Genomic DNA, 25,150 nt, shown 5'->3' with positions numbered 1-25,150 from the left:
TCCGGACCGCCATTGTCTGCGGGCCCGGCGATGATGGCGTCAGGATCGGCGGTGCCGCTGGGCGAGGCAGCCTGGGCCAGGTCTGCCGCTAGAGGGGCGGGCGGCGTGGCCTCGGGGAGCCTTGACGTTGGACTGGGCGACGTTGCGGCCAGTGGGGCTTCCCGGGGTGCCGCTTTAAGGGACGCTGCGGTCGCAAGTGGAGCTTTGACCGGACTGACGGGGTGCTGGCGTCCGAGTTCTGGTGGAGAAGCCGGAGGCGCTTCCGCTGCTGGCGCCTCAGGGGTGCTTTTCCGTCTTACAAGGCGTCCAAGGAGGGATGCCGCACGGCGAAAGAGGCCAGCTTTGGGCAAGGATTGTAACTGAGACACCTGACTACCCGGCAAGCGATGCGCCATTCAGCTGGCCTGCAGGGCGAGCAACGGCACGAATGATCTGAGATGCCTGTTCAGTCTCTCCCCTCTCGGTTGATTTTACCGCTGAACTTCGCCCGCAGCAAGCCAGAGGCCTTGCTCAGGCCTCCGCCAGCACCGCCCCGGCCCTCGCTTGGCTAGGGTGGGCTCGCAACCCAGGCCAAGTTGAGGTCATACCAGCGAGCCGAGATACTGACCCGTCTACCTGGGGTGTGGGTAACCGGCTCCTACCGAAGGTGCCACGGGCTGAGCCTATGGCGATGTGTCAGAACTTCCGCTCGCCGGTATGAGCGGGCGGCCCTGGTGGAGCGGCGGTGGGGTCCCAAGCCGTTCCGCAGGTTGGGCCAAGGCCGGATGAGCAGCATCGCCGCGGCGGCCGTGACGATGATTTCGGCCTCAGGCGTCAGGATTGGACGGTCTTGCGACAATGGCCAGATCGAGCGCCTCACAGGCACGGCCCAGCTCGACCGGGCTGTCGAGCACGGGCCGACGTGAGACGACCCGCAGCGCATCCACCACACGGTCATGGAAGAGCGCCAGGTTGTCACCGGTGCGGAAGCGCGAGGGAAAGGCGATGCCGTCAAAGCCGGCTGGATGCCGGTGGAAGGCGGCCGCCCAGGCGCGGGCGAGGCGATGATCGGCCGCCCCCACCACGTCGGTCGGCACCCGCGAGCGGGCAAGGGCCGCGCCCCGGAGATCGACCACCCGCAGCGGCCGCACCACCTCGATCGCGGCCCAGTCCCAAAGCGCCAGTTCTGTCTCCGCGACCAGAAAGGGGCCGGGCGGCGCGGCATTGGCGCGGTCGCGCAGCAGCGCTTCCTGTAGGCAGAGGGTGAAGGACTGGCCGAGGTAGAGCGGCAGCCAGCGGGGCGGACGTCTCCGAGCGAGCCGCGGATCGGAGAAGCGCGAAGGGCCGGGCCCCACCCCGAGCGCCTCCGGGTGCGCTGCCCGCACCAGCCGGACCCAGCGTGCGCCCGGCGCAATGGTTGCCGTGGCCGGGCGCAGGTCGGTCGTGCGGCGCGGCGGATGGGCCCGAGCCCGCCGGTCGGTCACGCCCCCGCCGGGCTGAAGGCGCCGCCGACGCGACGCGCGAGCGCAACCGCCGCGGCGGCTTGCCGCGGATCGCTGGCGGCCTCCAGGCCCGTGCGCAGGCCGAGTTCCGGATGACGCTGGCGGAGGAAGCGGAACACCGCCCAGGGCTCGCCCAGCACCGCGTGCAGCGCCGGCAGCGCGGCCAGCGGCCGGCCGTCGGCATCCAGCTGCCAGGCCGGGAAGCGGACGCCCCGCTTGGCGCCCTCGAGCCCGAGCAACTCGCCGCGGCGGCGCTTCTGGTGGACCGCCTCGCGCGACAGGTGGAGCCGCGCCGCCAGCGCATCGGAGGAAAGCATGTCCGGTCCCGCCAGCAGCCCGGCGGCGGCCTCGGCGCCACGAGCATAGGCGCGCTGCAGGGCGGCGCGCGCGGCCTCGGGGGGCAGTTCCGCTGCCTCGGCACTGTCCGGGGGCGCTACAGGCGCGCGCTGCGGCAGCCGGACGATCCGGAAGCGGCTGGCGCTGCGGCCCGAGGTGGGCTCCAGGCCCAGCGTCACCCCCCGGTGGGTCCGCTGCACGGCCGCGGCGCCCTGGGCGACGGCCGCCAGGGCCCGCCGCGCCTCCTCGGCCGAGAGGCCAGGCGGCACCTTGACCTGGGCCGGGCGTGCGGCGCGCGGGCGGGAGGCGCCGGTTCCGGTCGGCTTGCGGGGCGTGGAGGAGCGGGCGGCGGGCGGCATGCCCCCAATCTCGCCTGCCGCCGCGATTTCGTCAAGTTCGTCAACTCGGCGACCGTGCCGCTCAGAACTCCTCCCCTCCTGCGGCGCGGCGACCTCTCCCAGCCGGCCGTTGGTGAGCAGCCGGAAGGGCGCCGCGTGGCCCTGCGCGAGGGCCAGCCGGTACAGCGCTTCGGTGCCCTCATAGAGGTCGACTTGGTCGGCCCAGACGGAGCGGGGCACCCGGTGATCGGACAGGCTCAGGCGCGGCCCCTCGTGGAGCATGTCCATCGCCTCAGCGTTCCACCAGGCCAGCGCCTCCGCGGCCTGCAGCGTGCGACCCCAGCCCCAGAGGGTGGTGAGATCCGCGACAAGGAAATACGCCATGGTCTTGCTCGCATAGCGGCAATCGCCGCCGCGGCCTATCCTGCCGCATGCGTCTTTCCCGCCGGCTGCTCGCGCCGCTCCTCCTCGCCCTCTCCCTCTTCGTCCACCCCGCCCTCGCCGCCGAGTTGCGCGGCCGGGTGGTCGGCGTGCACGACGGCGACACCCTGACCCTGCTGACGCCGGAGAAGCGCCAGGTGAGGGTCCGCCTGGCCGAGATCGACACCCCGGAAAGCCGGCAGCCCTACGGCACCCGCGCCCGGCAGGCGCTGGCCGAGATGGCCTTCCGCCAGGAAGCCCGCGTGGTGGTGGTGGACACCGACCGCTACGGCCGCACGATCGGCCGCGTGTTCGTCGGCCGGACGGACGTCAACGCCGCGCTGGTGCGGCAGGGCGCCGCCTGGGTGTACCGGCAGTACGCGCATGACCCGGCACTGTTGGTACTGGAGCAGGCGGCGCGGAACGATCGGCGGGGGCTCTGGGCGCTGCCCGAGGCCGAGCGCGTGCCGCCCTGGGACTGGCGCCGGCAGCAGCACCGGAAGCGGCAGGCGGCTCAGGGAGGCTGATCCGCTGAACGGCCCCTCTCTGCAGGTTTAGGAGCAGTCACTCCCAGATCGCTGCCCGCGCACCAGCCTTCGGCGAGACCACGTTCCGGTTTGAGGAGGCGCAGGTCTGATCAGCTGGTCGGTGAGATTGAACCGGGTATCGAATAGGCGCCTTGCGATAGCAGCACGTTCAGGAACGCAGGATCGTCCACCACCAGGGGGACGACCTTCTTTAGGGCATTATTCAGAGATGCCTCGGCGTTGTGCCCGACCATGACCTGGATATTGGGCTCTAGCCCCTTGGCCGAGTAGATGCGCGAGTAGACCGGCCGTCCAAGCCGGTCGAGCACCTGGACGTTCAGTGTGATCTCGGACACAGCATCCCCGGCGAAAAAGCCCATTCGGAACTCATTGTAGAACCGAAGGACGTCCACTTCGACTCGTGCATCATTGCCGCCGAGCCGGAAGCCCTTGGCCATCAGTTCCGCGCCGATCGCGCGGCTGGTTTCGGCGACCACGTCGGTAGTGGACAGGATGGGGGCCGTGTCCATGCCGAAGCCGTTCCGCTTGCTGGAGACGCGGTCCCGATGGTCGGTCCGAGCATCCTCCGCCGTGACGGTAAGACCCACTGCCGACGCGCCCGGAAGCTGCGGCTGAGACCGAGCTGCGCCGTAGGTGACGTCTATATAGTCCGTTGTGAAGGCGCAGTTCGCGAGGGTGAGAAGCGCCAAAATAGCAAGAATCCGCATCGGTTTCTCCTTGGGAGGATGAAACCGTAACAGGCAGAAAAACCAAATAGTAGACTTTCAGGCAGAAAGGTGACTGCCTCTCAGCTGCTGGAGTGCATCACGGCCAGTGTTCTGACGAGCGCCGCCCAGGCTGCGGGTCAGGGCAGGATGGTGACGCGAGTGCTCGCCCCCGGCCTGAACTTCCAGTCCAGATCGTGCGCCTCAACGGTGGCCCGCCCTCCATCTCTGCCGCGGAGAGAAGCACCCAGTTGCAGAAATTCTATCCGCAAAGCACCCTTTTCGTCCTCCGGCAGGCTCTCGAACAGCTTCTCGGAGATGATGTACTAGATCCCGATCAAATTGGCATTCTCGGTGTTGCCGTCGAACGACGCGCACTGCAGGAAATCCGAGTTGACCTGCTTGCAGTAGTGGTGGGCTTCCATGCGCTCGCGCGTCTTGGTCATGCTCCGGTTTCCGGTCATGGAGGAGGAAGGGGCAGCTGCAACGCGTCAGAAACGGCTAGAGCGTGTTGCGGACCAAGTCGAAGGCGGCGATGGCTTTTGTGAGCATGAGGGTGGCGAAGGCGACGAAGTGCAGGCCTGCGACGGTCTGGGGCAGTCGCTCGTAGTCACGGGCGAGGCGCCGGAAACGGGCCGCCCAGGCGAAGCTCCGTTCGACGACCCACCTGCGGGGCAGAAGGACGAAGCCGCGCTTGGCCTCCGGGGTGCGGACGACATGCAGGGCCATGCGGCAGGCCTGGGCGGCCTTGGCCGGTTTCTCTCCCGTGTAGCCCTGCTCGACATAGGCGAGCTCGACCGTCTCGCCGGTGACTTCCTGAATGGCGGCGGCGAGCTGGCCAACCTGGGCACGGTCCTGCTGGTCGGCCGGGGTGACGTGCAGCGCCAGCAGATGGCCCAAGGTGTCGACGGCGGCGTGCAGCTTGGAGCCCTTCTGCCGTTTGGCGCCGTCATACCCGGCCCGGGAACCGCTCTCGGGCGTGGACCGCAGCGTCCGGCTGTCGAGGATGGTGGCACTTGGCGCGGCGGCGCGCCCCTCGGCCAGCCGCAGCAAGGCCCACAGGTCGTGCGCCATGGCCTCGAAGCAGTCCGCCGCCAGCCAGTGCCGCGCCTGATCGTAGACCATGTGCCAGGGCGGAAAGTCACCCGGCAGCATCCGCCAGGCCGCCCCAGCGCGGATAATCCAGCGCAGCGCATCGTAGGAGGCGCGCAACGCATGACGGCGCTGTCCGGCATCCTCCGGCAGCAGCGTCAAGTAGGGCGCGGCGAACGCCCACTCCTCCTCCATGCTGTCGGTCGGATAACGGTAGCAGTGGGGATCAGGAGATCCTCCCCTCTCATCTGGGGACGCACAAGGTCCGCAACACGCTCTAGCAGGCGGCGGCCCCGCAGCGCCCCGAGCAGTCGAAGTGGCCCAGCCACTCCTGTGCCATCGTGGGTACCGCGGGAGCCGCGCAACCATGCGGCATCAGGCAACGACCGCCCGCAGCGCCACTTGCGCTGCCCGCCATGGGCAGAGCGCTCCAACCGACGGTCGCGGCGGGGCCCGGAGGCGTTCTCCCTCAGGCCAGCTGGGCGCGTCTGGACAGGCGTCGGTCAGTCAGTGTGAAGGCCCCCATACCCACCAGCATCGCCGCCAGGAACACGAGTGCGGGCGCACCGGCCAGGAGGGCGGCGGCCAGCACGGGGCCGGGGCAGAATCCGGCCAGGCCCCAGCCGGCGCCGAAGATGAGCGAGCCGACGACCAGGCGGCTGTCCACCGCCGTCTTGGTCGGGCCGGAGAAGGAGGCAGCGCAGAGCGGCGCCCGCCGTCGCTTGGCGAGGGCGAAGCCCAGGGCGGCCACCGGGATGGCGGCCCCCATGACGAAGGCCAGGCTCGGGTCCCAGTCCCCGGCGACGTCGAGGAAGGCGAGCACCTTCTGCGGGTTGATCATCTGCGAGACGACCAGTCCCAGGCCGAAGATCAAGCCCGAGGCGAGCGAGACGAGAATGCGGCCCATGGCGGTCAGCCTCCGACAACGTGGCGGGCGATGAAGACGGTCACGGCGGCGGCGAGCATGAACAGGCCGGTGGCCGTGATGGAACGGCGCGACAGCCGGGCGATGCCCGCGACCCCGTGCCCGCTGGTGCAGCCGCTGCCGAGACGGCTGCCGAAGCCGACGAGCAGCCCGGCCACCACCAGGGTGGGATAGGTGGAGCGGATGGTGACCTCCGGCGCGCCGAGGAGCAGCGTGTAGGCGAGGGGAGCGCCGATGAGCCCCGCCAGGAAGGCGACGCGCCAGGCGACCTCGCCCGCCTGCGGCTTGATGAGACCGCCGACCGCGCCGCTGATCCCGGCGATGCGGCCGTTGCCGAGCCAGAGGATCAGCACGGACAGGCCGATCAGTGCGCCGCCCAGCGCGGCGGAGACAGGGGTGAAGTTCTCCACGGCAACTCAGCCCTTCGATGCGCGGACGGCGGTGCAGCCGGTCTCGCGGAACTGGTTCAGCGGGATCTTCAGGTAGGCGACGCCGTTCGCCTCCGGCTCGGGCAGCCGCCCGCCCCGGATGTTGACCTGCAGCGCATCGAGCAGCAGGGCCGGGAAGGGCAGCGTGCGGTCACGCGCCTCGCGCGCCTGGACGAAGGCTCCCTCGGTCACGCCATCCCGCAGATGGGTGTTGTGCGCGCGCTGCTCGGCGACGGTGGACTCCCACCGCGGCTCGCGCCCGCCCGGCTGGTAGTCGTGGCCGGTGAAGACGCGCGTCTCCGGCGGCAGCGCGAGGATGCGCTGGATGCTGCGGTAGAGCGCGCGGGCGTCACCGCCGGGGAAGTCGGCCCGCGCGGTGCCGCCGTCCGGCATGAACAGCGTGTCGTGCACGAAGGCGGCGTCGCCGATGACGTAGGTGATGGAAGCCGCGGTGTGGCCGGGCGAGAAGAGAACCTCCGCCTCCAGCGCGCCGACGCGGAAGCGCTCGCCGTCCTTGAACAGGCGGTCCCATTGCGAGCCGTCGGCGGGGAAGTCCGGGAGGTTGTAGATCTCCTTCCAGATCTTCTGCACCCGGATGACCTGCTCGCCGATCGCCGCCGGTGCGCCGAACACCTCCTTGAGATAGGGCGCGGCGGAGAAATGGTCGGCGTGCGGATGGGTGTCGAGAATCCACTCCACCGTCAGCCCCTGCTCTCGCACAAAGGTTGCCATCCGGTCGGCGAAGGTGGTGTGGGTGCCGCGGCAGGCGCGGTCGAAGTCGAGCACCGGGTCGATGATGGCGCAGCGCCTCGTTGCCAGGTCCGCCACGACGTAGGCAATGCTGTTGGTGTCCTCGTGGTAGAAGCCGGTGACCACCGGGTGATTTCTGGACATCGCTGTTTCCTTTCAGGTCTGGCCGCGTTGTTGGGAGCGGGCGGGTCGCCCCTGGTCAGGGGCTGTCAGGCCTCCGGCGCTGTGGCCTCTGTCGGAGCGGGTTCCCCCGTCTCCGGAACGGATGTCTCGTCCTTGGCGCAAAACAACTCGTAGAGGAGGCCGATCGTCCGCTCCGCGGGCTTGCTGCCCAGGCTGTAGAACACTGTTCGCGAGACACGGCGGGTCTTCACTAGGCCGTCCTCGCGCAGCCGGGTCAGGTGCTGCGACAGGTGGGGCTGCCGCATCTCCAGAGCCCGTTCGAGTTCCCCGACCGATTTCTCGCCCTCGACCAGGGAGCAGAGGATCAGCAGCCGGTGGCCGTTGCCGATGGACTTCAGGAAGCGTTCCGCTTCCGCCGCCCGGCTGCGCATCTCCGATATATTCATGTTCATTTATATATAGAGCACGAATATGTCTTCAAGGCTCAACGACAGAAGGAAGGCGCTCATGGCGCAGCGAATCAGGATCAGCGACGGCCTGACGGTGGACACCGGACAGCCGACCCGGGGGGAGTTGGAGCGCCTCTCGCAGGAGGGGTTCAGGGCGGTGGTCAACCTGCGGACCGCCGGAGAGCAGAACCAGCCCCTGCCGCCCGAGGCTGAAGGGGAGGTCGCCCGCGCGGCGGGCCTGGACTACGCCCACATCCCGGTCGCTCCCACGGGTCCGCAGCCCGAGCAGGTGGACGCCTTCCAGCAGAAGCTGACCGAGTTGCCGGGGCCGGTACTCGTTCACTGCGCCTCCGGGAAGCGCTCCGGTGCCTTCGCGATCCTGCATGCCGCCCGCGAGCAAGGGCTGTCGGGGGAGGAGGCTCTCGCCAAGGCGCGGGCGCTCGGCTTCGACTGGCAGAGCCCCGAACTGGAGGGCTTCGTGCAGCGCCAGCTGGACCGCCGCGCCTAGAGCGTGTTGTGGACCAGGTCGAAGGTAGCGATGGCCTTGCGAGCATGAGGGTGACGAAGGCGACGAAGTGCAGGCCTGCGACGGTCAGGGGCAGCCGTTCGTAGGCGCGGGCGAGGCGCCGGAAGTGGGTGGCCCAGGCGAAGCCACGCTCCACTCCCCGCCTACGGGGCAGGACGACGAAACTGCGCCTGGCCTCCGGCGTACGGACGGCATGCAGGGCCATGCCGCAGGCCTCGGCCGGTTCCTCGCCCGTGCAGCCCTGGTCGCCACAGGCAAGGTCGACCCTCTCGCCGGATGCGTCCTTGATGGTAGCGGCGCACCGACCGACCTGGGCTCGGTCCTGTTGATCGGCCAGGGTGATTCAGCGCCAGCAGGTGACCTACGTGAGGTCGCCGTGGAGGGCAAGACCCCCGACGCTGACACTCTGGACCGTGCCCTCCGCGAGGCGGGCTGGAAGAGCGAGCGCCTGGCAGCCTGATCCGCAAGGCAGGGTCCGGCACACTCTGCATGCCGGGCCCTGCCCGTGCTGGTGCCCGCATCGGCCTCCCGGCTCAGCGGAGGAGAGGAGAAGCACCCGCACCGACGATTGGCTGGTCATTGCCGCTGCCGGGCGTGGTGCCATTGAACAGGTAGGTCAGGAGCGGGCTGGCGGCGACCACACGGCAAAAGCCGTAGGAGCCTCCCGCCGAGAGCAGGATGATCAGCACGATCTCGACCTCGGCAGGCCATGGCACCGCCAGGAAGGCCACCGATAGCCAGAGTACGAAGGCGACGTGGACGAGGTACATGGTCATGGCGACGTCCACCATGGCGCGTGAGAAGCGCGTCCGGCGGTCGAGCCATCGGCGGGCAGCGGAGAGCAGCACGTGCGAGAACAGGACGCCGACAATCGGCATGAGGAAGTAGGTGGCCGCCCGGCCGAGGTCACCGTCATCGTCCTGGAATGCCGCCATGGTGGCTGCCGAGGCGAAGGCCAGAGCCCAGACGCTCCAGTTCGGCTGCCTGAAGCTCTCCAGCCAGGCCGGACGCGATGCGATCAGGGCGCCCGCGAGGAACATCAGCCCACAGGCGACAAACTGGGCCGGGACGACGATGCCGCCCATCAGGTAGGCGGCATCCACGAGCTTCGCGGCGGCCGCGGCCGCGACGGTTGCCAGGCCCATGCCGATGAGCGCCGCCCAGGCCAGCAGCGGGCGCCGGGCCAGGACACTGTGGATGGCGGCCGTGGCCCGCTCGACCCGCGCGGGACCGGTGAGCGCGTAGAGGCCCGCGAACAGGCCGCAGTAAGGCAGCAGGTAGATCAGGAACCAGAGGTGGACGGTCCAGTTGGCCGAGGGGTTTCGGAGTTCTGCCAGGAGAGCGGGAACGGCGTTCCCGAAGCCTCCCTGGGAGACGGCGCTCGCCATGACCATGAGGGGGCTGACCAGCACCAGGGACGTGGCCAGCGGAATGCCGATCCGCTTCATGCGGCCCGCGAGCCATGGCCCCGGGCCACGGCGGCGGACGAGCAGCATGGCGAAGAGGCCCGCGAGCAGGAAGAAGGCGGGCATCCGGAAAGTGTGGCTGAACTGGACGAGCCAGGTCATGGCCTGCGATTCGTCCGGCGAATCAACGATCCAGGTGGCGTGGGACGCGTAGACGAGACCCACATGGTACGGGATGCCCGCCAGCATCAGGATGGCCCGAAGCTGGTCCAGGTCGTCCCATCTCCGGCTACCCGGTTCTTGGGACGCGACCGCGACGGTGCCGGAAGGTCGCTCCGGCTCGGCAGCCCATCCCTTCATCGGACATGCCTCCTCACGTCCTGGTCCAGGCTGTTCCGCACCGCGGCGCGGAACGCGAGGGCGGGAGCCGTCGCCGCATCAGTCCCGACCACCGTCCCGGAAGCACCGCCGCCAAGGGCAGCCGCGCAGCCCGGCGTGGGCTTCGGTTGGAGGGTATCAGTAGGTGCCGCGGCCTTCGTGCGCCGAAGGGGCGTCACGACGGCGAACGTGCCGCCCGCGGTGAGGGGGTCCCGGCGGCGCAGCGCAGGGGAGGGAATTGTAGGCATGATCCGTCCTCGTCGTGCCCGCGTGGCAGGCCAAGGACGGCGCCTGCGGGCATGGAAATCCTGCCGCGCCCGCTCAGTCGGGTGCGGTTAGACGAGGATGTTCAGCCGGGGTGGGAACGGATCTGGCGGAAGAATCAGGCCCGCCAAGCCCGGATAGGCCTGTGTCGGATACTCAAGCACGGCAAAGGACCGGCGGTCGGGGAGCGGCGGGAAGGCGACGTCAGCCATGGCGCCCGCGTAGGCCGCGCCGCCGCAGGACATCATCTTGCTCCCGGCCGGACCGGAGGGAGCCTCGCCGCAACAGGGATCGTGAGGCTGAGCAGCGCTTCCGGCCGATGTCAGGCCACCCGCCGCGACCTTTTCAGGTACCGCCAGCGCAACGCCCGGCAGCGCCACTCCCAGCACGAAGGCCAGGGCGGTCAGCACGAGCAGCAGGCGCCGGAGAAGGGTCATGCCCATGGCTGGTCTATAGGAGTTGGCGGTTTTACGCGACAAGTTCGGCACGCCTGCTTCACAACCATCTTGGCCGTACAGCGCTGCTTGGCTCCGTACATCGGGCACGGCATTCCGCGCCAGGATCTCAGGGAGGGCGGTCCTTCGCCGCGCTCGTAAGCTACGGATCGCATCAAAGGAATCCCCAAGAAGGCCACCACGGGAGGCCTCGCCATGACAGCCTGGGAGGAGGGGCGGCCTGCGGCCGCGCCCACGGGCCCCGGCATCCCGGGGCCACCCCCCTCTTACCCCCGCGACGGCGCCTTCGTCCGTGCCTCGCCGACGACCTGCACGAGGTCGTCGTAGGCCAGCGCGCCCGGCACCAGGTAGGTGCCGATGATGAAGGAGGGCGTCCCCCGCAGGCCCAGGGCATGCGCCTGCGCCGCCACCTGCCCGAGCATGGCGTCCAGCTCGGCGCCGCGCCCGGACAGGTCGGCATCCATCCGCGCCATGTCCGCGCCCGCCTGTTCCGCCAGCGCCCGCACCTTCGCCTCGTCGAGCGTGCCCTCATGCTCCATCAGCGCCTGGTGCACCGCCGCGTAGTTGCCCTGCCAATCCGCCGCTAAGGCGATCTTCGCGGCGGTCACCGACGGCCCGCCGAAGACCGGCCATTCCTTCGCGACGAAGCGGATGCCGTGATCCTCCGCAAGGAGGCGCTTGAGCATGGGATGCATCCGGCGGCAGTAGGGGCAGCGGTAGTCGAAGAACTCGATGATGGTGACGTCCCCCGCCGGATTGCCGAGCACGACGGCGCCCGGGCCGCGGACCAGGTCCCCCAGGCCCATCTCCCCGCCCTGCGGCGGGGGCGTGGCCGCCTCGGCGGCGGGCGCCCCGGGGCGGCTGAAAAGCCAGGCGGCCGATGCGCCGAGGAGCGCGGTGCCGCCCAGGGCGGTGGAGACGATGGTGCGACGCTTCATGCGGTGCGTCCTCCTGTTGTCGGTGGTGATGGAATCAGGACGGGCGGCCAGCGGCGGCATCCAGTGCCTCGAGGACGCGCTCCTTCGTCAGCAGCTCCGGCAGGACGATGCCGTCCGGCGCCGCTGGCCCGTACACGGCGGTGAACGGGATGCCGTAGCGGCCGAAGCCCTGGAGGTAGGCGGTGATCGCGGGGTCCGGCCGGGTCCAGTCGGCGAGCATGGGGGTGACATCCCCGGCCGCGAGGCGGCGGCCCACCGCCGCGTCGGCGAGGACGACGCGCTCGTTGACCTTGCAGGTGATGCACCAGTCCGCGGTGACGTCCACGAACACCACCTCGCCCGCCCCGACCCGGCGGCCGATCTCGCCCGTGTCGAAGCGGACCCAGTCTAACCCCGCGGCGGCCCGCGGCGCCGCGTCGGCGGCGGCAGGGCCGCGGCTGGCTGCGAGCGGGGTCAGGAAGGCGGCCGCGGCGAGGGCGGCCACCGTCAGGGCGGCGAGGCGGCCGCTCCGCGCCTGGCCGCCGCCCGCGCCCCAGAGGGTCAGGGCCAGTGCCACCATCAGCGCCACGACAAGGAAAGCCGCGGCAGACCCGACCTGCGCGGCGAGGACCGAAAGCAGCCAGGCCGCCGTGAGCGCCAGCGGAACGGAGAGGAGCCTGCGCAGGGCCAGCATCCATCGGCCGGGCTTCGGCAGCCGCGCGGCCAGGCGGGGAAGGGCGGCGACCAGCAGGTAGGGCAGGGCGAGCCCCAGGCCGAGGGCGGCGAAGACCGCGTAGATCTCCACCGGTCCCCGGGCCAGAGCGAAGCCCACGGCGGTGCCGAGGAAGGGAGCCGAGCAGGGCGTCGCCAGGAGCGTAGCGAAGGCGCCGGTCGCGAAGTGACCGGCGAGCGATCCGCCTGCGCCAAAGCCCCGCCCGCCGATCAGGTCCGCCAGACGGCGGGGCAGAGGGATCTCGAAGGCCCCGAGCAGGTTCAGCGCGAACAGTGTGAGGAGCAGCACCAATAGGACAAGGAACAGCGGCTGCTGGAACTGGATGCCCCAGCCGACGGCGGCGCCCGCCGCCTTCAGGCCCGCCATGGCCGTGGCGAGGACGAGGAAGGAGGCGAGGATTCCCGCCGCTGAGGCGAGGAAGCCGAGGCGGACCTCGCGCGGCGCCGTCCCGCCGTGCCGCGCGACGGAGATCAGCTTGAGCGACAGGACCGGCAGCACGCAGGGCATGAGGTTCAGGATCAGGCCGCCGAGCAGCGCGGTGGCCAGCATGCCGGCCAGAGCCACGAGGCCAGGCCCCCCCTCCGGCTGCCAGCCTCCCGCATCGCCTCCGACCATCGGCCCGTCGGAGATGGGTTCCCTCGCTTCCATGGCCCGCTCGCCGTCGAGGAGCGTCAGGCGGGCGGACGTCCCGGCCAGTGTCGCTCCGGCCGGAAGCGGCTGCGCCAGGAGCAGGGTGAGCTCGACGCGGCGCCGGTCATCCGCGAAGCGCGCCTGGGGCGCGCCGAAGGCCAGCGGCGGGTCGGTTTCCACGAGGAGGTCCGGCGCCCTGAAGGCGTCCCGCGCTGTCGCCACGGCCTGGAGCGCCGGTCCGGCAGGGGTCTGCACGAAACCCGCTCCCGCGATGGCCATCCCACTGGCGGCGCCGTCATCCGGCACCTTGCTGCGGAACGCCGCGATGCGCTCTGCGGCGCTTGGCTCACCCGCCACGCCTGCCCGGACGACGGCGTCGAAGGCGATGTCCACGCGGGTGCAGATGTCGCTGCAGACGTAGAGTGCGCCCTTCAGGTCCAGGCGGGCGGGGGCGGCCGGGTCAGCAAGGCGGGCGTCGATGGGCAGGACGAGCTTGCCGCCGTAGCCGATCGTCTCGAAACCAAGGAAGGTCTGTCGGTGGGGCGCGGGCCACAGCACCGTTGCGTCGGTCAGGTTTGTCGATCCAGTGAAGTCGATCTCGGGAGGGAAGCCGCCCTCGCCGGGCGAGCGCCAATAGGTCTTCCAGCCCGGCTCAAGGTCGATCTCCAGGCCAAACCGCGCCGTGCCGGACGTGTCCGCCCCGCCCTCAAGCAGTCGGACCGTGGCGCCCGGCGAAACCACCGGCTCGGCGGCTGTGGCGGCTTGCGGCACGAGGGAGGACACGCAGCCCAGCAGGGCGGACAGCGCCAGCGCAACGGCCCATGAGGGCCAAACGCGGCCTTCGCGGCGCCCCGGGGCGGGTCGCGTGGCGGGCGGCCTACCGGCGCCAGATAGAAGCTTCATGATTCCTGCCAACCTTTGATGGATTTCTCCGGCTCCGGTGCCACTGCGGACAGTTGCAGGCGCGCCGCCTCGATCACGACCTCCGCCCGCAACCCGCCTCCCGGGCGGTTGCGCAGCCGCAACGCCGCCCCGCAGCGCCGCAGCGCGAGCTCCGCGATGGAGAGGCCCAGGCCGGTGCCCGTCCCGTTGCGCTGCCGTCCCCGGAAGAAGCGCCGCCGCACCATCTCAAGCTCGTCGGCGGGGATGCCCGGTCCCTCGTCCTCGATCGCGAGCGCGGCCTCCGCTCCTTCCACGCGCAGCGACCAGGTCACGCGCCCCCCGGAGGGGCTGTGCTGCACGGCGTTCTCCGCGAGATTGCGCAGCGCGGTGAAGAGCAGCGCCTCGTTCGCCAGCACCTGCACGCCGCCCAGGTCCGGCTCCATCGCCAGCGTGACGTCGCGAACCTTGCACGGGGACGCCAGCTCCTGGCCGAGCGCGGCCAGAAGCGCGCCGAGATCCACCCATTCGGCCGGCGGGGTCGTGCTCTCGGCTTCGAGCCGTGAGAGGTCGAGCAGTTGCCGCACCAGTCGGGAGGTCCGGTCCACCGCCACCAGGATCTGCCGGAGGGCCTGCGTCCGCATGGCCTCGTCCCGCGCGGCCAGGGCGACCTGCGCCTGCGTCCGCAGCCCTGCGAGTGGCGTCCGCAGTTCGTGGGCGGCGAAGGCGATGAACTGCCGCTCCCGCTCCCGCGCCTCCGTCACCCGCCCGAAGAGCCCGTCCAGCGCGTGCAGCACGGGACGGATCTCGGGAGCGTCCGCGGCGACCCGGACGGGGCCGAAGTCCTCGGCGTCGCGGCTGCCCAGGGCGTCCGCGAGGCGGCGCAGGGGCGCCAAGCCACGGCCAACGCCGAGCCAGATCAGACCGGCGAGCACCGGGAGAACCAGCGCGGCGGGAAGCAGCAGGCCGAGGATCACGTCGCGGACCAGGCGGTCGCGGACCTTGAGGTTGTCGCCCACCAGGATCCGCACGCGCTGCGCCGGATCCTCGACCGCGAAGACCCGCCAGCGTTCGCCGTCGATGACGGTCTCGGAAAGGCCGCTACCGGAGGTCGTGAGCTCCGCGTCCGGGGCGCCCGAGGAGCGCCCGAGCAGGCGGCCGTCGAGCGACCAGATCTGGCAGGAGAGCTGCCGCGCGTAGCCGCTCTGCGGCGGCGGCGAGACCTGCGCCGCGGTGCCGGGATCGATCTGCTGCCCCGCCACAAGGGAGGCGACCATGCGACCCGCCTCGACCAGGCGGGCGTCGAGCGTGCGCCCGAGTTCCCGTTGCGTGCTGATGAAGATCCAGGCCGCCGCCAACAGCCAGACCAGGCCGGTCGCCGCGGTGAGGAGCAGGAAGAGCCGAGCCCTGATCGAGCTCACAGGACTTCGCCCCCAAGCCGGTAGCCGAGGCCGCGCACGGTCTGGACGACGTCCCGCCCAACCTTGGCGCGGAGGTTGTGGACGTGCACCTCCAGAGCATTGCTCTCCACCTCCTCCTGCCAGCCATAGAGCCGTTCCTGCAGCCGGTCCTTGGACAGGATAACGCCGGGACGTTCCATCAGCGCCTCCAGGATGGCGAACTCCCGGCGGGAGAGAGCGACGGGCCGGCCCTCCCGCTCCAGCGAGCGGCGGGCTGGGTCGAGCGTGAGATCGCGCCAGGTGAGCAGGGGGGTGGAACGCCCCTGGGCACGGCGAGTGATGGCGCGCAGCCGCGCGGCGACTTCGTCGAGATCGAAAGGCTTACCGAGATAGTCGTCCGCGCCGGTGTCGAGCCCGGCGATCCGGTCGTCCACGGCGTCCCGCGCGGTCAGCAGGAGCACGGGGGTGGTGTCGCCGCGCCCGCGCATCTCGCGCAGGACCGAAAGGCCCGAGCCGTCCGGCAGCATCAGGTCAAGGACCACGGCCTCGAAGCGGCTGGCGCGCAGCGCGGCGCGCGCATCCTCGCAGGTGCCGACCGCCTCGGCCTCAAGGCCATGCAGCGACAATCCGGCCTTGATGCCGTCCAGCAACAGCTCGTCGTCTTCGACCAGCAGGATGCGCACGGTCGGGTCCTCTCTCGTTGGGGGGTGGATGGGGGGCTTGGCTTAAGGCCACCTTAAGGTCGGCCCCCCACTTGCCGGGCGGCGGGCCATGGCGGACGTGGCGCGCGGATGGCATCGGAGGATCAAGGCTTGCGGCAGTTTCTGCGTGACGCTTGCGCCAGGGCATTCCTGCGCGCGGATGGGAAAGCCGCAGCCATCCGGCACCGGATGCAGGGGAGCTGAGGGATGGGGATCGTTTCCCTTGGGCCCCTCGTCATGGCGGCAGACCGGTTTGCCGCCCTCCTAGGGATCGGCGCCTTCCTGCTGGTGGCCTCGGTCATCGCGAGGCGCAAAGGCGAGCATATCGCCGCCTGGGCCGGCGCCTCCGCATTGGGCGGGGTTGCCGCCGCGCGGCTCGGGCATGTCATCGAGCATCTCGGCAGCTTCGCGCAGGAACCCTTGCGCGCCTTCGCCGCCTGGCAGGGCGGGTTCTCCTTCCTCTGGGCCATCCCTGTCGTCGTCGCGCTCACCCTGCGGCGGCTGCCGGGCGTCAGCGACAGGGGCTGGGCGGTGCTGCCGGCCGCCATCGGGCTTCTTGTCTGGACGGTGACGCTGCAACTCGCCAATGCCAGCGCCGGGGATGCGCGCCCCCTGCCAGCGCTCACCCTGGAGCAACTCGGCGGGCCTCCCATCGTGCTCTCCGCCACCAACGGGAGGCCACGCGTCCTGAACCTCTGGGCCACCTGGTGCCCGCCCTGCCGCCGCGAGATGCCGCTGCTGGCGGAGACCGCGCGCGCGACGCCGGGCGTGGACTTCCTCTTCGTCAACCAGGGGGAGGCCCGCGACAGGATCAGCGAATATCTCGCGAGCGCCAAGCTGGACCTGCGGCACGTGGTGCTGGACTCCACCTCCGAGGTCTCCCGTCACTTCGAGGTGCGCGGCATCCCGGTCACGCTGTTCTTCGGCGGCGACGGCCGCATGCGTCACCTGCACCTGGGCGAGGTCTCGCGGGAACTCCTCGCCGGCTACACCGCCTCGATCCTGCAGGAGCCCTGAAGCGGCCGTCCCAGCTCCTACTTGGCGTAGTGGAACCCCGCCTGCTGCAGTTCCGGCAGCGTGCCGACGGCACCCGGCGTCAGGATGACTCCTGGCACCAGGTGATTGGTGAGTTCCGCGGCCAAGGCCGGCACGTCGGCCGTGTCGGGGTTCGTCCCCATGGTGGCCAGCTTGGAGGCGGTTTCCCAGAGCGCGTTGTGGCAGGCCATGAACACCACGCCCCGGCGCTGCAGTGCGGGGATCGAGGTGAAGCGGCTCGAATATGCGCCCTGCGGGTTCTGGTGGTCGCGGAGGTCCGGCGCGGGCCCCTGCGGCTCGGCGATGAGCGTGTTCGACTGGAACCCGCCGCCCGCCAGCTTGGCGAGCTGGTACTTGTCCCACATCGCCTGGTCCAGCAGGGCGAGGTCCGCGCTGCCGTGGGTGACCGAGACGGCGAGGAAGTCCGGGTGCCGGAAGGACCAGACCTGCGCGTTCAGCGCGTTGCGCATCAGGTTCAGCCAGGCGCCGCCGAGATCGGTGTTGTCCCAGGCCTGCTTCGGTCCGCCTCGGTAGGCGATCACCGCCTGCAGCGCCTCGTGGTCCCATTGCGAGGGATCGTCGAGGATCATGGGCACTGAGCGGAAGTCGCGTCGCCGCGGAAGTGAGGCGAGGCGCTCCGTCAATTCCCGCAGCGCCCCGGCCCCGTCCGGGAGCCAGCGCGCGGACGGCGCCTCGGCTCGCGCGCCGAAGGACGGGGCAGCCGCCGCGGCGGCGGCGAACCCGATCCCGGCCAGGACGTGGCGGCGGGTCTGTGTGCTGTTCATCGTGTTTCTCCTGATGCCGTGCGCCGGGCGCCGTCAGACCGGAATGACGCTTTGCCTGCCGCCCGGCGCGATGGAGGCGCGGGCGCCGAGGTGGCGGCGCAGTGCCTCGACGGCGTGGATGCCGAGGTTCCGCCGCCCGCGGCCGTACTTCCCCGGGACGCCCTGTGCGGTGACGAAGGCGGCGGTGTAGGTCCGCCCGGGATCGACCGGCTCACCGCCCACGAAGAGCCGCTCCACCCGCTGCCCGGCCGGGTTCTCCAGCTTCGCGTGGAGCAGCAGGCCGCGGCAGCGCTTCACGTAGCCGCCCATCTGCGCGTAGGGATCGGCGGCGAAGGTGCGCTCGAGGTTCTCTTCCAGGATCGCGAGGAGTTCCGCACCGGTGAGTTCGACCACGGAAACCGGTGGGTTGGGCGGGATGATGTTCCAGAGGTCGCCGACCGTGATGGGGCCGGGCGGCACGGCGGCGCCGTAGCGCCAGCCGTTCGAGAAGGCGAGGTCCGTTCCCGCTGCCTCGGCAATGGCGTCCAGCAGCAGGTCGTCCATTGGCGTGCGGAACATCGTGGCGCGGTGCAGGGCCTCCTCGGTGTGGCCAACCACCTCGTCCAGCAAGGCGCGGTGCGGGGCCAGGGCCGCGTCCACCAGCGCCTTCACCGCGGGGTCCTCGGGAAGCGTGTCGTCGAGGGCGACGAGCCGGTGCTCCACCTCGGTGACCTTCCCGTCCACGACCTGGAGGTCGAGCCGCCCGGCGAAGGCGCCGTGGCAGCCGGACTGGATGACGGGTGTGCCGTTCACCCAGGCCGGGCGCTCCATGCGATTGTGGGTGTGCCCGCTCAGCAGCGCATCGATGCCGGGCACGGCGGCCGCCAGCTTCATGTCCTGCGGGAAGCCGAGATGGGACAGGACAACGACGAGGTCCGCCCCTTCCTGCTGGCGCAGGCGGGCGATGTGGCCGGGCAGCTCGTCCTGGCCCAGCGTCAGCCGGACGCCCGTGCTGAAGTGCGGCGGCATGGTCTTGTCGACGATGGTCGCCGCGATGCCGACGATGCCGACCCGCAGCCCGCCGCGCTCGACCATCCGCGTCGGCTGGAACGCCAACTCCCCCGTCGCCTCGTCGAAGCAGTTGATGGCGAGGAGCGGATAGGAGAGTTGCCCAGCCAGGGCCTTGAGCCGTTGTGGCCCGTAGGCGAAGTCCCAGTGCGCGGTCATGCCGTCCAGCCCGAGGGCGTTCAGGATGGGGACGAGGGCCTGCCCCTTGCTCAGGACCACGGGATAGGTTCCGTGGAAAGTGTCGCCGTTGTCCAGCGCGACGACCGCCCCTGGGCGCTCCTCGCGGAGGCGGCGCAGGAGCGTGGCGATGCGGGCATAGCCGCCGAGGCGCGGGAAGGTGGCCGCGTCGCCCTGCCAGACCAGCTCGGGATGCGGTTCCAGATAGCCGTGGACGTCGTTGAGCTGGAGGAGGGTGACGCTTCCGGAGGCCATGGCTTTCTCTGTGTCGTCGTTGATGTCGCGGTCAGTCCCAGGGCGCATCGCCCAGGGCGTCCAGCGGGATCTTGAGGTAGCGGCGCCCGTTGTCCTCGGGTCCCGGGAGTCTGCCGCCCGCGATGTTCACCTGGAGCGACTGGAGGATCAGCCTGGGCATCGGCAGTGTCCGGTCCCGCTCCGTGCGGAGCTTCACGAAGGCCGCCTCGTCCTGGCCGCGGGCATGGGCGTTCTCCGCCTTCTGCCGGGCGACGGTGCTCTCCCATGCGACTGGGCGCCCGCCCGGCTGGTAGTCGTGCCCGGTGAAGAGCCGCGTTGCCTCGGGGAGCGAAAGGATGCGTTGGATGCTGCGCCACAGGGTGTGGGCGTCGCCGCCGGGGAAGTCGGCCCGCGCGCTGCCGCTGTCCGGCATGAAGAGGGTGTCGTGGACGAAGGCGGCGTCGCCGACGAGGTAGGTGACCGAGGCCATGGTGTGCCCCGGCGAGAACATCACCGCGGCGTCCAGCGCGCCGATCCGGAACCGGTCGCCGTCCGCGAACAGGCGGTCCCACTGGGAGCCGTCGGCCTGGAAGCTGTCGGGGAGGTTGTAGAGCGCCTTCCAGAGCCGCTGGACCTTGACGACGTGCTCGCCGATCGCCGTCGGCACCCCCGTCACGTCCTTGAGGTAGCCCGCCGCCGAGAAGTGGTCGGCGTGCGGGTGGGTGTCGAGGATCCACTCCAGGCTGAGGCCGCGCTCCTGGATGAAGGCGAGGATGGCGTCCGCCGAGCGCGTCGCGGTGGCGCCGGACTTCTCGTCGAAGTCCAGCACGGGGTCCACGACGGCGCAGGCGCCGGTCCGCGGGTCGGCCACGACATATTGCAGGCTGAAGGTGCGGCTGTCGAAGAAGGCGGTCACCTCCGGCCTGCCGGGAGCCGCGGCCGCCTGGCCGGTGGCTGGGCTTGCGGGCGCGTCCCTCATGCCGGGTGTGCCTCCGCGAAGCGCCGCGCTCGGTGCTTCACGCCGAACTCGCTGCCGCGCAGCATCATGTTCCAGTACAGGAAGGGCAGGAGCTTCGTCTTCAGCAGCCAGGCGCTGCGGCGCGGCTTGCGCGGGTCGAGCGGGAAGCTCGGCGTGACCTCGCCGCCGTAGGTGAACTCGGCCAGCACCACCTTGCCATAGCCGGTGATGAGAGGGCAGGAGCCGTAGCCGTCGTAGGACGCCTCGGGCGGCCTGCCGTCGATCGCCGCGAGCAGGTTCCGCACGACGACAGGCGCCTGCAGGCGCACCGCGGCCGCCGTCTTGGCATTGGAGGTTCCGGCTGCGTCGCCGAGGGAGAACACGTTCGCGTAGCGCGCGTGCCGCAGCGTCGCCGGGTCCACCTCGACCCAGCCGGCGCCGTTCGCCAGCGGGCTTGCCTTGACGAAGTCCGGCGCGCTCTGCGGCGGGGTCACGTGCATCAGGTCGAAGCGCTTCTCGACCTCGCGCGTCCTCCCTTCGGCGTCGGTCAGCGTGAAATGGGCCGTCCGGCTGGGGCCGTGCACCGCCTTGAGCGTGTGGCGGTAGCGAAGCCCGATGCCGTAGTCGTCGACCGCCCGCTGCAGGGGCGGCACGAAGAACGGCACGCCGAATAGGGCATCCCCCGCCAGGCAGAACTCGATCTCGGCCGGGCGCGGGAGGCCGTGGCGGCGCCAGCGGTCGGCGGCGAGGTACATGATCTTCTGCGGCGCGCCCGCGCACTTGATGGGCATGGGCGGCTGCGTGAACAGGGCAGTCCCGCCGCGGAACTCCTGGAGGCACTTCCAGGTGTATTCGGCCGAGGCGGCGGAATAGTTGCTGCACACGCCGTGGCTGCCGAGCGTCGCGCGCAGCCCCTCGACCTTGTCCCAGTCGAGCTGCAGGCCAGGGCAGACGACCAGATGGCGGTAGGCGAGGCGGCGTCCGTCCGCGAACTCCACCTGGTTCTCGTCCGGATGGAAGGCGGCCACGGCCGCCCTGATCCAGGTGATGCCCTTCGGGATCAGCGTTTCCTCGCGCCGGAGCGTCTGGGCCAGGCTGAACACGCCCGCGCCCACCAGGGTCCAGCCCGGCTGATAGGCATGGGTGCCGGAGGGCTCGACGAGCGTCACCGGCAGCTGGGGGCGGTGGCGGCGCAACGCGGCGGCCACGGTGATCCCGGCAGCGCCGCCGCCGACGATCAGCACGGCAGCGGCTCTCTCCGTCGCGCCTGACGGGCTTCCATTCGCGCCGGAGCGGGCTTCCAGCCCCTGGATGGTGTCCATGCCGTCCTCCTGGTCCGTTGCGGGCAATGCCGGGCGCTTACCTGGAGGCAATAGTTAGGAGTTCAATACTTGTTATATAGCTTAACTGACTTATTATCTGGTGGCGCCCCTGACGGTGCGACGCCCCGGCACGCTGCCGCCGGGGGCGGGGCCGCCGGGCTTGAGGTGCGCGGGGAAAGGTTGTGTCTGGGGTGCGGCGGGCTGCCGGTCGCTCCCGCCTTCCTCCAGGCCAAGGACAGGACATGAGCGAGTCAATTCCACAGCATGCCGGACCGCCGCTGCTCCACGACCCTGCGCCGGACTTCCATGCGCGCACCACCATGGGCGATCGCAGCCTGGCCGATTATCGCGGCGGCTGGCTGCTGCTGTTCTCCCATCCGGCCGACTTCACGCCGGTCTGCACCAGCGAATTCATCGCCTTCTCCCGCGCCGCCGACCGCTTCGAGGCGCTGGGCTGCGCGCTGCTGGCCCTGTCCGTCGACAGCCTGTTCTCCCATTTCGCCTGGATCCGCAGCATCCACGCGCAGTTCGGCGTCAAGGTGCCGTTCCCGATCGTCGAGGACCCCTCGATGGCGATCGCCCGTGCCTACGGCATGATCGCCCCGCAGGCGCCCGACGCCGCGATGGTGCGCGCCGCCTTCGTGATCGACCCCGCCGGCACCATCCGCGCCATCAGCTGGTATCCGATGACCACGGGGCGGAACGTGGCGGAGCTTCTGCGCCTGGTGGCGGCGCTGCAGACCACGGACGCGCATGACGTCTCGACGCCCGAGGGCTGGCAGCCGGGCGACGACGTCATCCTGCCGACCGAGCTGACCCCCGAGGCAGCCTTCGGCCCCCAGGAGCAGGGGGGCGACTGGTACTTCCGGACAGGGCCGCTGCCGAAGAAGGCGAGGGGGCGCGGCCGATGATCCCCGACACCACCGGCATCGCCGAGGCCGCCGCCCTGCTGCGGGTGCTCGCCAACCCGGCCCGTCTGCGCATCGCCCTCCACCTGCTCGGCGGGGAGCGCTCGGTCGGGCAGCTCGAGGAGGAGCTGGAGCTCAAGCAGCCCAACCTCTCGCAGCATCTTGGCGAATTGCGGGATGCCGGGCTGCTTGTCGCGCGCCGGGAATCCCGCGCGGTGTTCTACCAGGTCGCGCCGGGGCGGCCGCGGCACCTGCTGGCGAGCCTCCTGCACGGTCTGGGCGGCGCCGCCCCGGCGCCTGTGCCCCCGGCGCCGCGGCCGCCCCGTCACCCCGTGGCGGCGGCCAGCTTCGCCGTGGTCCGGGTGGCGCGATGAGCGCCCGGCCCACCCGCTTCCCTGGGCCGCTGGCCGCGCCCTCGCCTGGCGCCGCGGCGGGTGCGGGGAAGCGGCCGCGCATCCTCATAGAGCCAGCCGCGCCTCGGGCGGCCACTGGAGCCTGACCATGCTGCTGCAATCCGTCCTGGCCGTGCTCTCCGGCAGCCTGGTGGGCTTCACCCTCGGCCTGATCGGCGGCGGCGGCTCCATCATGGCGACGCCGCTGCTGCTCTATGTCGTCGGGTTGCAGCCCCACATGGCCATCGGCACCGGCGCGCTCGCGGTGTCGGCCAACGCCTTCATCAATTTCGCGGGCCACGCGCGCGCCGGCAATGTCCGCTGGCGCGACGCCGTCCTGTTCGCCGCCGTCGGCGTGGCGGGGGCCGCGGTCGGCGCCTGGTTCGGCAAGAGCTTCGATGGCCAGCGCCTGCTTTTTCTGTTTGCCGTGCTGATGGTCGCCGTCGGCGTGCTGATGCTCCGCCGGGGGCACGGGAGGCCTGCCTCATCCGGCGCGCAGGAAGGCCAGGGCGCGGGGCGCCGGGCGGCGCTTGTCGTGGCCAGCGCGCTCGGCGTCGGCCTGCTCTCCGGCTTCTTCGGCATCGGCGGCGGCTTCCTGATCGTGCCGGGGCTGCTGTTCTCGACGGGCATGCCGATGCTCTCCGCCGTCGGCTCCTCCCTGCTCGCGGTTGGCGCCTTCGGCCTGACCACGGCGGTCAGCTACGCCTTCTCCGGGCTGGTCGATTGGGTCGTCGCGGCGGAGTACATCGCCGGGGGCCTCGCGGGCGGCTATCTCGGCATGCAGCTGGCCTGCCGTCTCGGCTCCCGCAAGGCCGCGTTGAACCGGATCTTCGCCGCACTGGTCTTCGTCGTCGCCGCCTACATGCTCTACCGCAACGCCTCCGCCTTCGGGTTCGCCCCCTGAGGCGCAATCGGGCATCCGCCCGCACGGACTCAGAAGCCGAGGAAACACCCGATGCGCACGCCTTCCCTCATCACGATCTCCGTCGGCGCCATCGTCGCTGGCGCGGCCGTGCTTGCCGTTCGCCCGCCGACGCCCGGGCGGCACATCGAGGTGCCGAGCGCCCTGCGCCAGGGGGCGCCCTCCCCGGCACCCTCCCCGGCGCCCTCCCCGGCGGCAACCCCGGCTGCGCCGCGCACCCAGGCCCAGCCGCGCGCCCAGACGGCAGCCCGGCCCCTCGCGCCGGTCACCCCGCCCGCGGCGTCCGCCTGGGCGGTCCCCGATCCGGACACGTTGCCCGCCGACGACATCTTCGCCCAGACGGTGCGCCGCGGCCGCGATCTGATCGCGAAGACCTCGTCCCTCATCGGGCCGGATGCGCCGGACCCCGCGATGCGCTTCGCCGGGAACGGGCTCACCTGCCAGTCCTGCCACCTGCAGGCGGGCACGCAGCAGTACGGCCTGCCGCTGGCCGGGGTCTGGGGCGTCTTCCCGCAGTATATCGGCCGCGAGAACGAGGTCCGCACCCTGGAGGAGCGCGTCAACGGCTGCATGGAGCGCAGCATGAACGGCCATGCGCTGCCGGCGGACGGGCCGGAGATGAAGGCGATCATCACCTACATCCGCTACATCAGCGGACCGCAGCAGGTCGGTAAGTCCTTGCAGGGGCGCGGCGCGCCTGCCCTGCCGCTGCTGGACCGCGCCGCCGACCCGGAGCGCGGCCGGAAAGTCTTCGCCGAGACCTGTGCGGTCTGCCATGGCGCCGACGGGCAGGGCCAGCGGCTTGAAGCGGCCGACGCCGCGGAACAGGGCAGGCGCTACCAGTTCCCGCCGCTCTGGGGACCGGACAGCTACAACGACGGCGCCGGCATGGGGCGCACCATGACGGCGGCGCGCTTCGTGCACGCCAACATGCCCCTCGGCACCACCTGGGAGCAGCCGCAGATCTCGGCCGAGGACGCCTACGACGTCATGGCCTTCGTGAACGCGCAGCCGCGGCCGCATCGCGCAAATCTGGAGGCCGACTACCCGGACCGTTCGAAGAAGCCGGTCGACGCGGGATACGCGCCCTTCGTCGGGCCGTTCTCGCCCGAGCAGCACAAGCTCGGGCCGTGGAAGCCGATCCAGGATTGGCTAAAGGCCAACGCGGACCAGGTGCGGGCGGCAGGACCCTGACGGCATCCGGTGGCTACGCACAGGTGTGGATGCGAACACCTCCCGCGGGAATGATGTCACCGCCGTCTGCACCCCGGCCCCTTTGCATGCTTGCGTCCTGACAGCGGGAACTGCGGCGCCACGCCTCCTCTGCCGCGTCGCACTGTTGATTTTCGCTGAGACCTGACCCGGGAATGGAGTGAACCCCTGAGGCTGGACCACGATGGGTCAGAACTAAGCCACCTGCCGGACCAGTTGGTGTTCGAACTCTTCGGGTGACCGGTAGCCAAGCGCCGAGTGGAGGCGCCTGGCGT

Annotated in this window: 26 protein-coding genes; 7 read left to right on the top strand and 19 right to left on the bottom strand. The window is 70.9% G+C overall.

From position 1 onward, the window contains the following. Positions 1–806 precede the first annotated feature (806 nt). Positions 807–1,463, bottom strand: a complete 657-nt coding sequence (locus tag QMO56_RS23855) for an RES family NAD+ phosphorylase (RefSeq protein ID WP_283529768.1) — start codon at positions 1,461–1,463, stop codon at positions 807–809. Further along, positions 1,460–2,539 (bottom strand): hypothetical protein, encoded by a 1,080-nt coding sequence (locus QMO56_RS23850; RefSeq protein WP_283529766.1) that lies wholly within the window; start codon positions 2,537–2,539, stop codon positions 1,460–1,462. Before QMO56_RS23850 ends, QMO56_RS23855 begins: the two co-directional genes overlap by 4 nt. A gap of 47 nt (positions 2,540–2,586) precedes the next feature. Here QMO56_RS23850 and QMO56_RS23845 point away from each other — a divergent pair, with 47 nt between their 5' ends. Beyond that, positions 2,587–3,102, top strand: coding sequence for a thermonuclease family protein (locus tag QMO56_RS23845; RefSeq protein ID WP_283529765.1), 516 nt, complete (start codon positions 2,587–2,589; stop codon positions 3,100–3,102). A 110-nt stretch (positions 3,103–3,212) separates the two neighbouring features. Here QMO56_RS23845 and QMO56_RS23840 read toward each other — a convergent pair whose 3' ends face one another. The 7 genes from QMO56_RS23840 to QMO56_RS23810 all read right to left on the bottom strand — a co-directional run bounded on the left by QMO56_RS23840 (position 3,213) and on the right by QMO56_RS23810 (position 7,591). Continuing rightward, positions 3,213–3,830 carry a YajG family lipoprotein gene (locus tag QMO56_RS23840; RefSeq protein WP_283529764.1) on the bottom strand — a complete coding sequence of 206 codons (618 nt, stop codon included), beginning with the start codon at positions 3,828–3,830 and terminating at the stop codon, positions 3,213–3,215. A 323-nt stretch (positions 3,831–4,153) separates the two neighbouring features. Beyond that, positions 4,154–4,273: a DUF1264 domain-containing protein gene (locus tag QMO56_RS23835; protein ID WP_283529763.1), complete on the bottom strand. Its 120-nt coding sequence runs from the start codon at positions 4,271–4,273 to the stop codon at positions 4,154–4,156. A gap of 55 nt (positions 4,274–4,328) precedes the next feature. Further along, positions 4,329–5,114, bottom strand: coding sequence for an IS5 family transposase (locus tag QMO56_RS23830; RefSeq protein ID WP_283529762.1), 786 nt, complete (start codon positions 5,112–5,114; stop codon positions 4,329–4,331). A 274-nt stretch (positions 5,115–5,388) separates the two neighbouring features. Continuing rightward, positions 5,389–5,826: a DUF6691 family protein gene (locus QMO56_RS23825; protein WP_283529761.1), complete on the bottom strand. Its 438-nt coding sequence runs from the start codon at positions 5,824–5,826 to the stop codon at positions 5,389–5,391. A 5-nt stretch (positions 5,827–5,831) separates the two neighbouring features. Further along, positions 5,832–6,254: a YeeE/YedE family protein gene (locus QMO56_RS23820; protein WP_283529760.1), complete on the bottom strand. Its 423-nt coding sequence runs from the start codon at positions 6,252–6,254 to the stop codon at positions 5,832–5,834. Positions 6,255–6,260: 6 nt separating this feature from the next. Beyond that, the gene (locus QMO56_RS23815) at positions 6,261–7,166 is read right to left on the bottom strand and encodes an MBL fold metallo-hydrolase (protein WP_283529758.1); all 906 of its coding nucleotides are present in this window, start codon (positions 7,164–7,166) and stop codon (positions 6,261–6,263) included. A gap of 65 nt (positions 7,167–7,231) precedes the next feature. Next, positions 7,232–7,591, bottom strand: a complete 360-nt coding sequence (locus QMO56_RS23810; protein ID WP_283529757.1) for a metalloregulator ArsR/SmtB family transcription factor — start codon at positions 7,589–7,591, stop codon at positions 7,232–7,234. Positions 7,592–7,652: 61 nt separating this feature from the next. On the opposite strand from QMO56_RS23810, the gene QMO56_RS23805 reads away from it, so the two are divergent. Beyond that, on the top strand, positions 7,653–8,102 hold the full coding sequence (locus QMO56_RS23805) for a protein tyrosine phosphatase family protein (protein ID WP_283529756.1): 450 nt from the start codon (positions 7,653–7,655) through the stop codon (positions 8,100–8,102). A 551-nt stretch (positions 8,103–8,653) separates the two neighbouring features. Here the strand turns inward: QMO56_RS23805 and QMO56_RS23800 are convergent. The 6 genes from QMO56_RS23800 to QMO56_RS23775 all read right to left on the bottom strand — a co-directional run bounded on the left by QMO56_RS23800 (position 8,654) and on the right by QMO56_RS23775 (position 15,865). Beyond that, positions 8,654–9,886, bottom strand: coding sequence for an acyltransferase family protein (locus tag QMO56_RS23800; RefSeq protein ID WP_283529755.1), 1,233 nt, complete (start codon positions 9,884–9,886; stop codon positions 8,654–8,656). Positions 9,887–10,239: 353 nt separating this feature from the next. Beyond that, positions 10,240–10,647, bottom strand: a complete 408-nt coding sequence (locus QMO56_RS23795; protein WP_283529754.1) for a hypothetical protein — start codon at positions 10,645–10,647, stop codon at positions 10,240–10,242. A gap of 242 nt (positions 10,648–10,889) precedes the next feature. Beyond that, positions 10,890–11,561, bottom strand: a complete 672-nt coding sequence (locus QMO56_RS23790; RefSeq protein ID WP_283529753.1) for a DsbA family protein — start codon at positions 11,559–11,561, stop codon at positions 10,890–10,892. Between the two features lie 34 nt (positions 11,562–11,595). Beyond that, positions 11,596–13,686 carry a protein-disulfide reductase DsbD gene (locus QMO56_RS23785; RefSeq protein ID WP_283529752.1) on the bottom strand — a complete coding sequence of 697 codons (2,091 nt, stop codon included), beginning with the start codon at positions 13,684–13,686 and terminating at the stop codon, positions 11,596–11,598. Positions 13,687–13,802: 116 nt separating this feature from the next. Then, complete coding sequence (locus QMO56_RS23780; RefSeq protein ID WP_283529751.1) at positions 13,803–15,203, bottom strand: ATP-binding protein; 1,401 nt, start codon at positions 15,201–15,203, stop codon at positions 13,803–13,805. Further along, positions 15,200–15,865, bottom strand: a complete 666-nt coding sequence (locus tag QMO56_RS23775) for a response regulator (protein ID WP_283529750.1) — start codon at positions 15,863–15,865, stop codon at positions 15,200–15,202. Before QMO56_RS23775 ends, QMO56_RS23780 begins: the two co-directional genes overlap by 4 nt. 255 nt (positions 15,866–16,120) lie before the next feature. On the opposite strand from QMO56_RS23775, the gene QMO56_RS23770 reads away from it, so the two are divergent. Next, positions 16,121–16,900, top strand: coding sequence for a TlpA disulfide reductase family protein (locus QMO56_RS23770; protein WP_283529749.1), 780 nt, complete (start codon positions 16,121–16,123; stop codon positions 16,898–16,900). Between the two features lie 17 nt (positions 16,901–16,917). On the opposite strand, the gene QMO56_RS23765 is transcribed toward QMO56_RS23770, so the two are convergent. Genes QMO56_RS23765 through QMO56_RS23750 form a run of 4 tightly spaced genes read right to left on the bottom strand, consistent with a single transcriptional unit; the run spans position 16,918 to position 21,441 of the window. Next, the gene (locus tag QMO56_RS23765) at positions 16,918–17,703 is read right to left on the bottom strand and encodes a transcriptional initiation protein Tat (protein ID WP_283529748.1); all 786 of its coding nucleotides are present in this window, start codon (positions 17,701–17,703) and stop codon (positions 16,918–16,920) included. Between the two features lie 33 nt (positions 17,704–17,736). Then, positions 17,737–19,182, bottom strand: a complete 1,446-nt coding sequence (locus tag QMO56_RS23760; protein ID WP_283529747.1) for a bifunctional UDP-sugar hydrolase/5'-nucleotidase — start codon at positions 19,180–19,182, stop codon at positions 17,737–17,739. Positions 19,183–19,213: 31 nt separating this feature from the next. After that, positions 19,214–20,140, bottom strand: coding sequence for an MBL fold metallo-hydrolase (locus tag QMO56_RS23755; protein ID WP_283529746.1), 927 nt, complete (start codon positions 20,138–20,140; stop codon positions 19,214–19,216). Beyond that, a complete protein-coding gene (locus tag QMO56_RS23750) occupies positions 20,137–21,441 on the bottom strand; it encodes an FAD/NAD(P)-binding oxidoreductase (protein ID WP_283529745.1) in 1,305 nt (434 codons plus the stop codon). Before QMO56_RS23750 ends, QMO56_RS23755 begins: the two co-directional genes overlap by 4 nt. A 242-nt stretch (positions 21,442–21,683) precedes the next feature. Between QMO56_RS23750 and QMO56_RS23745 the strand changes: the two genes are divergently transcribed. From QMO56_RS23745 to QMO56_RS23730, 4 genes are all read left to right on the top strand, one after another. Then, complete coding sequence (locus tag QMO56_RS23745; RefSeq protein WP_283529744.1) at positions 21,684–22,352, top strand: peroxiredoxin; 669 nt, start codon at positions 21,684–21,686, stop codon at positions 22,350–22,352. Next, entirely contained in the window at positions 22,349–22,723 is a 375-nt protein-coding gene (locus QMO56_RS23740) for a helix-turn-helix transcriptional regulator (RefSeq protein WP_283529743.1), read from the top strand. Before QMO56_RS23745 ends, QMO56_RS23740 begins: the two co-directional genes overlap by 4 nt. 127 nt (positions 22,724–22,850) lie before the next feature. Beyond that, positions 22,851–23,645, top strand: a complete 795-nt coding sequence (locus tag QMO56_RS23735; protein WP_283529742.1) for a sulfite exporter TauE/SafE family protein — start codon at positions 22,851–22,853, stop codon at positions 23,643–23,645. Between the two features lie 51 nt (positions 23,646–23,696). Beyond that, positions 23,697–24,857 carry a c-type cytochrome gene (locus tag QMO56_RS23730; protein WP_283529740.1) on the top strand — a complete coding sequence of 387 codons (1,161 nt, stop codon included), beginning with the start codon at positions 23,697–23,699 and terminating at the stop codon, positions 24,855–24,857. The last annotated feature ends 293 nt before the right edge of the window (positions 24,858–25,150 follow it).

Source organism: Roseomonas sp. E05 (assembly GCF_030063475.1).
Taxonomy (GTDB): domain Bacteria; phylum Pseudomonadota; class Alphaproteobacteria; order Acetobacterales; family Acetobacteraceae; genus Pseudoroseomonas.
This window is presented reverse-complemented; position numbering and strand designations above follow the sequence as displayed.

Coding starts and splice junctions, on each gene's coding strand:
- QMO56_RS23800 (WP_283529755.1), bottom strand. CDS start 9,886: ATGAAGGGATGGGCTGCCGAGCCGGAGCGACCTTCCGGCACCGTCGCG.
- QMO56_RS23810 (WP_283529757.1), bottom strand. CDS start 7,591: ATGAATATATCGGAGATGCGCAGCCGGGCGGCGGAAGCGGAACGCTTC.
- QMO56_RS23770 (WP_283529749.1), top strand. CDS start 16,121: ATGGCGGCAGACCGGTTTGCCGCCCTCCTAGGGATCGGCGCCTTCCTG.
- QMO56_RS23845 (WP_283529765.1), top strand. CDS start 2,587: ATGCGTCTTTCCCGCCGGCTGCTCGCGCCGCTCCTCCTCGCCCTCTCC.
- QMO56_RS23730 (WP_283529740.1), top strand. CDS start 23,697: ATGCGCACGCCTTCCCTCATCACGATCTCCGTCGGCGCCATCGTCGCT.
- QMO56_RS23805 (WP_283529756.1), top strand. CDS start 7,653: ATGGCGCAGCGAATCAGGATCAGCGACGGCCTGACGGTGGACACCGGA.
- QMO56_RS23840 (WP_283529764.1), bottom strand. CDS start 3,830: ATGCGGATTCTTGCTATTTTGGCGCTTCTCACCCTCGCGAACTGCGCC.
- QMO56_RS23750 (WP_283529745.1), bottom strand. CDS start 21,441: ATGGACACCATCCAGGGGCTGGAAGCCCGCTCCGGCGCGAATGGAAGC.
- QMO56_RS23755 (WP_283529746.1), bottom strand. CDS start 20,140: ATGAGGGACGCGCCCGCAAGCCCAGCCACCGGCCAGGCGGCCGCGGCT.
- QMO56_RS23835 (WP_283529763.1), bottom strand. CDS start 4,273: ATGACCAAGACGCGCGAGCGCATGGAAGCCCACCACTACTGCAAGCAG.
- QMO56_RS23850 (WP_283529766.1), bottom strand. CDS start 2,539: ATGGCGTATTTCCTTGTCGCGGATCTCACCACCCTCTGGGGCTGGGGT.
- QMO56_RS23740 (WP_283529743.1), top strand. CDS start 22,349: ATGATCCCCGACACCACCGGCATCGCCGAGGCCGCCGCCCTGCTGCGG.
- QMO56_RS23830 (WP_283529762.1), bottom strand. CDS start 5,114: ATGGAGGAGGAGTGGGCGTTCGCCGCGCCCTACTTGACGCTGCTGCCG.
- QMO56_RS23790 (WP_283529753.1), bottom strand. CDS start 11,561: ATGAAGCGTCGCACCATCGTCTCCACCGCCCTGGGCGGCACCGCGCTC.
- QMO56_RS23825 (WP_283529761.1), bottom strand. CDS start 5,826: ATGGGCCGCATTCTCGTCTCGCTCGCCTCGGGCTTGATCTTCGGCCTG.
- QMO56_RS23760 (WP_283529747.1), bottom strand. CDS start 19,182: ATGGCCTCCGGAAGCGTCACCCTCCTCCAGCTCAACGACGTCCACGGC.
- QMO56_RS23735 (WP_283529742.1), top strand. CDS start 22,851: ATGCTGCTGCAATCCGTCCTGGCCGTGCTCTCCGGCAGCCTGGTGGGC.
- QMO56_RS23745 (WP_283529744.1), top strand. CDS start 21,684: ATGAGCGAGTCAATTCCACAGCATGCCGGACCGCCGCTGCTCCACGAC.
- QMO56_RS23815 (WP_283529758.1), bottom strand. CDS start 7,166: ATGTCCAGAAATCACCCGGTGGTCACCGGCTTCTACCACGAGGACACC.
- QMO56_RS23765 (WP_283529748.1), bottom strand. CDS start 17,703: ATGAACAGCACACAGACCCGCCGCCACGTCCTGGCCGGGATCGGGTTC.